This window comes from Bizionia paragorgiae (genome assembly GCF_900107625.1).
GTDB classification, from domain to species: Bacteria; Bacteroidota; Bacteroidia; order Flavobacteriales; family Flavobacteriaceae; genus Bizionia; species Bizionia paragorgiae.
In genome coordinates this window covers 1-11582 of the sequence record NZ_FNQK01000030.1, presented here as the reverse complement: position 1 = coordinate 11582, position 11582 = coordinate 1, and the positions used below count along the sequence as shown (strand labels likewise).

The following is an 11582-nucleotide window of genomic DNA, read 5'->3' as shown; positions in this document are numbered from 1 at the left end:
CCAATAATTTCTACTGGGATGTTAACACTAGTCGTTCCTGCTATAATTGTATAACTAACTGTCGATTGCCCAGTGTAATCACTTCCATCTGTTGCTGTTCCTGCAGTTGTTGTAAAGGTTAATACAACGTCTTCCTCTGCAACACCACTTAAGGTTGCGACAAAGTTCTCGGTCGTATTCACATCGCCTTCAGTAACACTGATGGCTGCGATACTTACTGTTAAAGCATCATTATCTGTAATAGTCCCAACTCCTTGTGCACTTCCATTAGAAGTGTTGTTACTAGTTACTGAAGCTGTTAATGTTAATGTTTCTGTTGGTTCAACTATATTATCATCAACTGTTGGAATATTAAACAGCACATTAGTCACTCCCGAAGGAATTGTTATATCACCTGAAGTCCATGTAATCCATGTTGCTCCTCCATCAATGCTATATTGAATAGGAGTAGTAATATCAGAACCTGATGTCGTAACATGAGCGATACTTGGAGTAAAAATAATGTCCGTTGTACTAGAACCTGTTAAAGAAATAACAAATTCTAAATCCGCACCCTCTGTCACAGTTACACTAGAAACTGATAATGTTTGGGTTGCATCTACTGTTGCTGATCCTGTTGCTTCATCTAAAGTTCCCCCTGATGGCATTGCTGTTGCAGTTGCTGTATTGGTAAATGATCCTGCATCAATGTCTGCTTGCGTAATAGTATGTACCGCTGTATAAGTCCAAGACTCGCCTACTTCTAAAGTAGCATCGTCATTTCCTACTAAATCCGATCCGCGTACAACACCTGGTGTAGCATCTGCTCCTAGGTCACTCACTGTAACTCCAGTTATAGATACGTTTCCTGTATTTACTACAGTAATAGTGTAATTTAACGTATTACCCACTGCTGTATAAGTAGATTCTGCTGCTTCTTTCGTTACTGTCCAACTTGGTTTTTGTTCAACAATTGTCGTCGCATCATCAACAACAGCAGTTGCTACTTCCGTAGAAGTTACACTAGCTGTATTGACTAAGTCTGTACCTGCATCAATCATCACCTGAGTGACAATCTTCGTTGCAGTATATATCCAGGTTTCACCAACGTCAAGGATATTATCATTATTAGTATCACCACCCGTTAAAGTTGGGCCTATCGTTACAAAAGTATCATCTACAACAATATTGGTTAATGAGGTATTTCCGGTGTTGGAAACTTCTATTGTATAGTTTAATGTACCTGGTGAACTGATAGCTGCTTGATCAACCGTCTTGTTTACAGTTAAGGCTGGTGATTGCTTTATCACTGTCGTTGCATTTGCATCTTGTTGTGATATTTCACTAGTTACAATACTAGCCGTATTCACTAAATCTGCTCCCGCATCAATAACTGCTTGTGTAGCAGTATAGCTAGCTGTGTAAACCCAAGTTTCCCCAACATTCAACACTCCTGTATCTGCCGTATCTCCTGAGCTATATGTTGCACCGCCTGCAAAAGGATCGGTTACATCTATATTTGTTAAATCTGCATTTCCTGTATTAACTACGGTTATGGTATAGTTAATTACACCTGGAGTAGTAATACTTGTTGGATTTGCAACTTTAGTAATTGATAATTCACAATTATATACCGTTACCTCATAATTAGCAGACTCACAACCATTTGCATCGGTATGAGTAATCTGCACTGTTCCTGAAGTAAGACCTGAAACAACTCCTGAATTATTTACTGTTGCAACAGCTGTATTAGAAGAAGTCCATGTTCCTCCCGTTCCTGTAATTGATAATGTTATATTTGAACCAATACATACTTGTGAATCTCCAGATATTTCTGGTAAGGCATTTACCGTAACTACAGCACTTCCTGTTATTGTAGAAGAACAATTGTTAGCATCGGTAACAGTAATATTGCTTGAATCAAAAGTCGTATCGCTAATTAATGCTTCAGTAGTATATGTATAGCTAAATGAATTATCATCTGTACTATCAGTATCTGTTACCGATGTTGCTGAAGTTTGACCAAGCAATGTAACAGCCCATGGTTGCGTTCCTCCTGATAACTCAACAGTTATAGTTGCTGTACTTCCACTACAAATAGTACTCGTTCCACTAACTACTGCCGTCAATGCATCTGGTTGCTGTATAGTTACAACTATTGGTGATGGATCTTCACATCCATTTGCATCCTTAACATAAACAGTGTAATCTCCTGCAATTAAACCTGTAAACTCTCCGGTTGTATTGCTATTACTAAAATCGGCAGCAAGACTATAAGTATATGGTGTTCCTGCTCCGCCTGTTGCTACCACTGTAAATGCACCGTCAGTTACTCCATTACAAGTAACATCTTGATGAGCTGATGTTGTTTCTGTTGCATTTATTACATTTGGTGCTGCATTGATTATTACAGGATCTGATAAACTAACAGTACACCCATTTACATCGGTAACTGTTACTTGATAACTACCCGGCTCTAAATTGTTTAAATCTTCACTTGTAGAATATTCTGTTGCCCCAGTATCTTTCACCCAAGAATACGTATACCCGCCAATAATTGGGCTTCCTCCTGACGCAGTAATATCTATAGTTCCTGTTTCACCAAAACAATTTGGTTGTGTTACTGTTGTGGTTACAACAGATAAACTATTTGTTATTGTAATTTCCTGTGTTGTCGACGACGTATTACCACATGTATCTGTTACTGTCCACGTTCTTGTTACAGTAATATTTGGATCTGTACCTGAAACAGTATCTATATAGGTAACTGTATCAATATTATTAGCGGCATCGGCAGCTGAATAATCCGTAAACCCATTAAATGTTGCCAAGTCTACTGTTACCTCAGTAGCACTATAATCATAATGTGCTATTGAGCCTGCTGTTAGCTGACCTGTAGAACAACCTTCCAGGTCGATAGGTGATGGCGCTGATATTGTAGGGACAGTTGTATCCACTACTTTAATCTTCACCGCATATTCATCATCCTCAGACGGCGTTTGCGCTTGTGCGTTAAATACTGTAAACAATGAAAGCACTACAAAAAATAAAAATTTTTGTAAATGCTTTGATACAGGGGTTATGTAGTGTTGTTTCATACTTATTTATTCTATAGATATAAAATCTATGGTCTAGTCAATTCTTATTATGGTTGTTGCAAGTTTCCGGGTGTAGAATCAATGTCTTCACTTGGAGTTGCTGAAAATATTTCTGCTGTATTGGTTATATCGTCGCAATTAGGACCGATGTCTACCGCAATTGTTATTGCTATACTAGCGCCTTGTGCTAGGAGTGTACTAGCTAAATCCCAAGTACCTGTTGTACCTGTTACCGAGAATGTTGTACCTACTGGAATTATTGAGGCACCCGAATTATAGGTGACTCCCGCTGGCAGATAGTCTTTTACTATTATGTCTGTTACCGGAATAGTGTAAGGACTTTCATTAAAAACTGTTATTGTATAATAAATGGTTTTCCCAACATTCGCTTCGGTTATGATTGTACCTGCTGCGTTAGCAACAGTTTTTGTCAGTCGTAAATCTGTTGCACAGTTGTTTGTAGAAGGATCTTTAGAGGTTCCTTCTGCTTGCCCTGCTCCTACTGTATCTAAAACACCATCGTTATTTACTGGTCCTACTCCTAAATTATAAACAACTGGACTTGGCGAAGTACCATTAAAAGCACCACCAGCATTACCACCATTCATATTACTTTCTATTAAATCGCCGTGTGAGAAGTTCCCTCCACCTTCTATAGCATCTGGACAACCATCACCATCACTGTCTAAGTCTAAGTAGTTTGGAATTCCATCCTGATCGGTATCACAAATTAAATATATACCTAATGCAAAAGCTTGGCGCCCCCCTGCATTTACATTAATATTCAAAGAGGAAGCTCCTTCAGAATAAAATATAGAATTCCCTCCCGACTGTTCTGTATCAGTTGTAATTATAGTTTGTGTTCCAATACCTGTCCACACACCGCCACCACCAATTGAATCTAAAAACGTCCAATTCCCTCCGTTTGTTAAAAACGTAATACTTTCATTCCCATTATTGGTTGCCTCAGCATCTAAAGCAAGAAGATCTAGCTCAAATGGTAAACCGTTTTTTGTAGCAGTAAATTGTATTGTAAAAGAGGCATCTCCATTTTCACCTCCATAAAAAGCTTCTGCATTACTACCCGTATTATACATTTGCCAAAGTTTAGAACCACTCCAAGTATTCATATCTGTTGGTCGGTAAGAATTACCGTTAACAACATTAGAAAATGTTGCTGTAATTGTTAATCCATCAGGTAAAGTAAATGTTTGGCTATCTCCGTTCTGAATTCCATTATTAAATACTGCACTAGTCCAATTAAAAATATATAATTGCTCTTGATAAACTCCTGAACCTGAAATCGAGTTAGCCACAGTAGGCTGATCACATCGTTTTTCAATGGCATCTAAAATGCCATCGTTATCTGAATCTAAATCACAAATATCATTTACACCATCACCATCTGAATCTCCTGCCGTCGGCGTGCCTACTATAGCACCAGCAGTACATTGGGGACCACTTGGTCGGTTCATCTCTCTGGTAAAAGTAACCGATTCCAATTGAAATTTTTTATCACCGCTAATCTTAACATACTGTATTCCGGATTGCGTTGCTGACACAGGGAAATTTTCTGTTTGAAATGAGGTAGAATTAGCTTTTACGCTGATAGCGTTAGTTGACGAAAAAGTTGGCGAAGTTGATGCGTTGATAAAACCAAACCCATTACCATTTCCATTATTATCACTTCTAAATCGGAATATGATATTTGTACCCGGCTTAACTGTACCACCGAGCTTTAAAATAATTTCACTTTTATCTTTTATTTCCATTTTTGCCACCTTACAATCGGGAGCACCTAAAGCATTATCAGGATTTTCAATATTTGTTGAGCTAAACACCGAAACCGCATAGGCATCTTGAGCAACAACAGAGCCCACACTCATAAAAACACAAAGCATAAAAGCCAGTACCATTTTCACGGAATTGGTTAGATTTGGGAAACTCATATCTGTTTTCATATTAGTTATTCTATTCAATTTACAAATAAGCATTGATTTATAACAGGACCTATGTCATAGTATTCACTGATTATTAATTAAATAAAAACAGCCATATCCTTCAATTCTAATATATAAATAAGACCGAAAAACATTTGATTTAAAAGAAAGAGATACACCATTACAACTGTTTTTTAAAGACAATAAAAAACAGTCAAACACAAAAAGCAAAGCACTAACATCATGTCGTGAATTGCGTTTTTTTACACCATTAAAAGGTTGCGTTATTCTACATAACGTCTTGATTACTATGGCTAGGCTCGGTACTTGGGTGGGGTACAACGTAATTTTTAGCTATTAATTATTTAAGTTTACATTCAATTATTTACAAATATGAGGTATTTTAAGCGAAGTTCGTTGATATTTCGTTAATCCACACTCTTTCATCGTTTAACAACTTTATTTTGGCAATAAATATATCTCTTGCCTCTATTCATTTTTAACAGTTCATCACCATGTATTTATTCTAGCATCTCTTATTGCGCATTACCGGGCGTTGAATCTGGGTCAGGCCTAGTACTCGTTTCTACTTCTACAAAATTGGTAATATCACCACAATTTGGTCCTATAAGCACCGCTATGATTAAGGTCTGTGCACTTCCACTTTCTACGGTAACAGTGTCCCATGTCCCAATATTTGAAGAGTCATCAACTACAAAGGTACCTGTTGGTACAGTAGAACTTGTTGCTATATAACTCACTCCTGCAGGCAACACATCTTTTACTGAAGCCGTAGCATCACAAGGCCCGCTGTTAGTTAGTACAATTTTATAGTAAATGGTATCACCTATATTAGCCTGTGTAATCTCTGATCCAGTAGCATTTTGATTGGCATGAACCGTTTTAACCAAGCTTAAGTCAGCCTCATTTACCACCGTTAAATTTATTGTATCTTCTGTACCACAACTATTGTTGGCAGATGATGCTAGCACCTTAAACTGCTTAACAGGGTCTGCCACCTGAACATTTGTTAATGTCAAAGTATTAGTTGTTTCTCCGCTTAAAATAGTAAAGGTAGTACCGCCATCTGTACTTTCGTACCATTGGTAATTATTTATTTCCGAAGGGTCTAAAGCTTCAGTAGAATACGGGTTTGTTGAAAAGTCGATAACTCGTGTACCTGTTGCGTTTGCCGTATAGGTAATAGTTGTTCCAGAGCAAATAGCTCCACTAACATCTGAAGTAATACTATTTATAGTCACTGTTTCGTTTATAGTTACGGCAGCTGTTGTGTCTTGCCCTCCATTTACTTCTGTAGGAACACCATCTCCGTCTACACCACCTGTTATCATACCATTAGTATCCAATTGAACTGCAGTAATATTCCCTGCTGCTTCCATAGCATCTGGACAGCCGTCGTTATCGCTATCGGTATCTAAATAATTAGGAATACCATCTAAATCGCTGTCCAAAGGTATACAGAACTGATTGACCTGGGTGAATCGAATAGAAGAATTATTTTCCCTTACATGTTTAATAGCCACATTAATCCTAGAAATTAACAAACCTCTAAAATTAAAAGATACAGACCCGACAGCATCAGAAGACACAAGGTCACCGTTTATATCACTAGGGTTAGAATAGGTAGAAAACATATTATTCGCTTGAGAAACTTGTGAACCACGCGAAGCAACATATGGGCTTGCAGCTAAGCTTATTAAAGTTCCATTTTGATCATAAACATTCACTGTAACCTCTTCATTTTCATCAAAATCAGTTAACTTAAAGCTACTGCCTAAAACATACTCAGAAAACACGATGTCAATAGCAGCCGTTTCATTCTTCTTTCCGGTAAACTTAAATACTGGCCCTTGCTGACCTGCAGCAGACAAATTAACAACCTTAATATCAGAACCATTTTCTTCAAATGTATAAGTTGCATTTAACCCTGAAATAGTCGTTGGATAAGTTCCATTATCAGTATTATTTTCGTTTCCTTCTACTAAATTAGATATGATATTAAGGTCTCCAATACCATCTGGACCACAGCCTTCTTCACTATCTAAAATACCATCATTATCAGAGTCTAAATCACAACCCGCAGCAACGCCATCTCCATCAAAATCGGCGCTATAACTTGTGTTTTCGATCACATTATAAAGGGATCTTTTTCCTCCCGGCCCTCCTGGCTCTGCCCCATTTTCACTACCTATAATTGCAGTCTTCGGATTTTTCGTATAGTGGATCCCTGCGGCACCTCCAGAATTATTAAGAGATACAAAGGGAGACAATGTAGGTGTTGAATACAATAGCACACCACCACCACCACCACCACCAGGCCCGTGAAGATCTGAATCTAGAATATCTTGTCCATCACCTCCTCGGATGTTAACGGTAAGATTAGAGTTAATATTATCCGATTTTATAAGGACCGTACCTCCTCCTCCTCCTCCGGCCCCACCGTCAGCTGGACCTGTAGGTTCAATAGGTGTAGGAGATATTCCATCAGCATCAATTACATAACCATTCCCTTCAATAGTGTCTGCAAATAATATAACTATCCCACCACCATTTGGCACTAAAGAAAAGTTGCTAGACGTAATAAAACCAGGGCCTCCACCTCCACCTAAAAAGGCTTTATTTTGAATTAAATATGGCTCCATGCTAAAACCACCAATACCTCCAGCAACAATCCCGGTATTTCCATTTTCATCGGCATTACACCAGCGTTTCCCTCCAATACCTCCGGCACCGAAATTAGAACCTCCACCACCACCAGAATCACCTGATACACCGGCACCACCACCATTAGCTCGTGGGGCACGACCTCTATTGGTTGCTGCTACAGGAACGGCAATACCTTCTCCTCTATCAAATGATGAATTATTGGTATTAGGGAGTACATATTGCGTATTTGGATTTACACTACAGTTATCCGGAGTTCCATTTACCGACATTTCTAAGCCTTTAAACCCCTTTCCTTTTACATTAATATTCGCATTAAAAATAATTTGTTCAGCTGATAAAGCCACGATCCCCCCTGTACTTGTAGCAGAGTTCCATGCTGGTGCTGTTAGATCACCAACAATATCAACAGAATTATATTGTGGTATTTTCACAATTTGAATTACACCATCAATGTCATATGATCTAATTAAAGGATATTGAATACGAATTGTTGAACCTACAACTTCTGCTATTTGAAAAAATTCATAGTTACCTGCTTGATTAATTGAAGTTATTGTCCCACCTTCGCTAGAATTTGAAGTATTTAAAGTAGCTCCTTTCATCTGAATAATCAAGGCTTTATCACCTGCAGAAAACCCACTAGTGCTTGTAACCGTAATAACATCCCCACAATCTGCTTCACACGGTTCACAGTTACTTACTGTGATATCGGTAACAGCAGCATAGGAATTTACAATTCCCGAAATAGAGGTCTGACTGAAAAGAGAAAAACTTAAAAATAAAAAAAAGTAGTGTAAAGCATTTTTTTTTGATAAATGCACTTGAAAAAGAGGTAATAATACTAGTCATATGAAACATAATAATGTTATTAAAAAACGCATTTATTAAAATCCAAAATAATGTCGAACATTAAAACAAAATACATCGGGCGCTATATTAAGAGATGCAATTAATTAATAATTATAATTTCGGCTAAGCTAACTAGATTTTGATAAATTATTTTGGGTATATAAATCAGAGCACAAATATGATAAAAAAAATCATACTATACCAATATATATATATATATATATATATCGTTAATATGCATAAGATTAATGACAAACAACCTGTATAACACATAGTCTAAACATTGTTTTGTATTTAAACTTCTTTCTTACCTAAAAAAATCAGACCAATGCGAATAACCTATCTTTTATTTTATAACTAGTTACAACTACTCCCAAGAGTTGAATCGCAGTCTGATCTCGCACTCGTCTCTACGATTTCTTCTCCGTCGTCCTCTGCTGCTGTTGCTGTTGCTTTTGCTGTTGCTTTTGCTGCAAAATAAAAAATAATACCACACCTACATCCTAACATTTACTGCGATTACTAGCTTTTGAGAAGTACCACTAGCCACAGTTATACTAATTGAGCACCTACCCTTGCTGCATTTGCACTAAAAGATTTACCATTAGGAAGATTAGAAATTCCAAACTTATAGATTAAACCATCCGGCCATAAATATTTAACTGAAGCCGTTGCATCGCAAGGTTGATTTTTAAACACTACAAGTTGATGTAAATAAATTTCCATTACTATCAAATGCTAAACCATCTGAATCTAATCTAGTTTTGAAATACAGGTGTTACCTGGTCATTTGATAAATCTACTTTAGCTACCCAATCATCAGCTCCATCCACTACAAAAGTGGCAGAAATATTATCTTGATCTTCGCTTGTGTTATAGCCGATTTTGTCGTTAGTGCCAATGGTAAAAGCGTTAAGGCTGGATACAATAACTAAACCGACCTCCACTCATTCTTGGGAGGTACACGTGTTTGCTTGAAAACGATGCATTTTAATTTATAGTATAAACAGTAAAGGCATAAGCATTACATTAAGCATGTAAACTAGAGGTTAAAATCAAAACAATTCCAGCTTAGAGATTAACACATGAAAGAAATGCCATCCACTTTAGAGATTTCAGAATTACTGCATTATATTTGCCCAAATTTATGATTATGAAATTTCAAGACGAAATCAACAGACGACGAACCTTTGGTATTATTGCTCACCCCGATGCCGGTAAAACAACATTAACCGAAAAATTACTTTTATTTGGTGGTGCTATTCAAGAAGCGGGAGCAGTAAAAAGCAATAAAATAAAAAAGGGCGCGACGAGTGATTTTATGGAAATAGAACGTCAGCGTGGGATTAGTGTAGCGACTTCTGTTTTAGCTTTTGAATATGATGGTATTAAAATCAACATTTTAGATACGCCTGGACATAAGGATTTTGCCGAAGATACGTTTAGAACGCTAACTGCTGTAGATAGTGTAATTGTAGTTATTGACGTTGCAAAAGGGGTCGAGGAACAAACTGAAAAACTAGTTGAAGTTTGTAGAATGCGTAACATTCCTATGATTGTGTTCGTTAATAAAATGGACCGCGAGGGTAAAGATGCGTTTGAACTACTTGACGAAATTGAACAAAAATTAAACCTTAATGTTACGCCGCTAAGTTTCCCTATTGGAATGGGGTACGATTTTAAAGGTATATACAATATTTGGGAGAAAAACATTAATTTGTTTAGCGGTGATAGCCGTAAGAACATTGAAGAAACCATAGAGATTTCGGATATAAATTCGTCGGAATTAAACACGTTAATTGGTGACAAACCTGCTGAAACACTTCGAGAAGAACTAGAATTAGTTGAAGGGATTTACCCGAAATTTGATAAACAGGAGTATTTAGACAGTAAATTACAACCTGTATTTTTCGGCTCAGCTCTAAACAGTTTTGGAATTCGCGAGCTTTTAGATTGTTTCGTAGATATCGCACCTAAACCAAGACCTAAGAAAAGTGAAGAGCGATGGGTAGAACCTAACGAGGATAAATTTACAGGCTTTGTGTTTAAAATACATGCCAATATGGATCCTAACCATAGAAACCGATTGGCATTTATAAAAATTGTTTCTGGAGAGTTTAAAAGAAACACCACTTACTTACATGTAAGACATAACAAAAAAGTAAAGTTTTCGAGTCCGAATGCTTTTTTTGCTGAAAAGAAAGAGATTGTAGACATCTCCTACCCTGGTGATATTGTAGGCTTACAAGACACCGGAACTTTTAAAATTGGAGATACCCTAACTGAAGGTGAAATCCTTAATTATAAAGGTGTTCCGAGTTTTTCTCCAGAACACTTTAGATATATTAACAATGCCGATCCTTTAAAATCTAAACAATTATATAAAGGTATCGATCAACTAATGGATGAAGGGGTAGCACAGCTATTCACTTTAGAGATTAACGGAAGAAAAGTTATTGGTACGGTTGGTGCGTTACAGTATGAGGTTATTCAGTACCGATTGGAACACGAATATGGCGCTAAATGTACCTACGAGAATTTGAATGTTTTTAAGGCGTGTTGGGTAGAACCTACAGATCGTAAAAATGAAGAATACAAGGAGTTTTTAAGAGTAAAACACCGTTATTTAGCAAAAGATAAAGATGGTCAGTTAGTATTTTTAGCCGATTCGTCATTTTCTTTACAAATGACCCAACAAAAGTACCCAAGCATTAAATTCCATTTCACATCGGAATTTAATTAACAAAAACCATGTTTCAAGTCTTTTTAGGCCGTTTTAAACGCTAACTTATAGTATACCATTCAAAAAGTTTAAATCACATTTAAAACTATTTTAAAATCGGTCGATTTTTGAGCGATATAGATAAAACCAATTTAAAAATTAATTTTAAATAGTTAAATTTTATTACAATTGAAAACGTCCTTTTGAACATTCAAAAGGACGTTTTTTTTTATTTTTCTAGGCTTGGCCCGTTGGTCCGAAATTCAATGGAATTGGCGGCTGCTCATAATTAAAATATTTTGAGCA

The 11582-nt window shown here is 36.9% G+C and carries 7 protein-coding genes; 1 reads left to right on the top strand and 6 read right to left on the bottom strand.

What is annotated here, in order from left to right; translation table 11 throughout:
• The 6 genes from BLV64_RS14225 to BLV64_RS14205 form a co-directional block, all read right to left on the bottom strand.
• Window positions 1-3077 (bottom strand): beta strand repeat-containing protein (locus tag BLV64_RS14225; RefSeq protein WP_143034185.1); only part of this gene is annotated, 3077 nt, incomplete at its 3' end.
• Window positions 3078-3124: 47 nt separating this feature from the next.
• Complete coding sequence (locus BLV64_RS14220; RefSeq protein ID WP_092136718.1) at window positions 3125-5038, bottom strand: CshA/CshB family fibrillar adhesin-related protein; 1914 nt, start codon at window positions 5036-5038, stop codon at window positions 3125-3127.
• 515 nt (window positions 5039-5553) lie between these two features.
• Window positions 5554-8526, bottom strand: coding sequence for a DUF11 domain-containing protein (locus tag BLV64_RS14215; protein WP_092136716.1), 2973 nt, complete (start codon window positions 8524-8526; stop codon window positions 5554-5556).
• A 385-nt stretch (window positions 8527-8911) separates the two neighbouring features.
• The gene (locus tag BLV64_RS14600; RefSeq protein ID WP_177165345.1) at window positions 8912-9064 is read right to left on the bottom strand and encodes a hypothetical protein; all 153 of its coding nucleotides are present in this window, start codon (window positions 9062-9064) and stop codon (window positions 8912-8914) included.
• Between the two features lie 42 nt (window positions 9065-9106).
• Complete coding sequence (locus BLV64_RS14595; RefSeq protein ID WP_177165344.1) at window positions 9107-9280, bottom strand: hypothetical protein; 174 nt, start codon at window positions 9278-9280, stop codon at window positions 9107-9109.
• A 32-nt stretch (window positions 9281-9312) separates the two neighbouring features.
• A complete protein-coding gene (locus BLV64_RS14205; RefSeq protein ID WP_092136712.1) occupies window positions 9313-9501 on the bottom strand; it encodes a hypothetical protein in 189 nt (62 codons plus the stop codon).
• 206 nt (window positions 9502-9707) lie between these two features.
• Between BLV64_RS14205 and BLV64_RS14200 the strand changes: the two genes are divergently transcribed.
• Entirely contained in the window at window positions 9708-11297 is a 1590-nt protein-coding gene (locus BLV64_RS14200) for a peptide chain release factor 3 (protein ID WP_092136720.1), read from the top strand.
• Window positions 11298-11582: the final 285 nt, after the last annotated feature.

Bases quoted from the DNA above. Each gene is read 5' to 3' on its own strand.
- BLV64_RS14595 (WP_177165344.1), bottom strand. From the start codon at position 9,280: ATGGAAATTTATTTACATCAACTTGTAGTGTTTAAAAATCAACCTTGC.
- BLV64_RS14600 (WP_177165345.1), bottom strand. From the start codon at position 9,064: ATGTTAGGATGTAGGTGTGGTATTATTTTTTATTTTGCAGCAAAAGCA.
- BLV64_RS14220 (WP_092136718.1), bottom strand. From the start codon at position 5,038: ATGAAAACAGATATGAGTTTCCCAAATCTAACCAATTCCGTGAAAATG.
- BLV64_RS14200 (WP_092136720.1), top strand. From the start codon at position 9,708: ATGAAATTTCAAGACGAAATCAACAGACGACGAACCTTTGGTATTATT.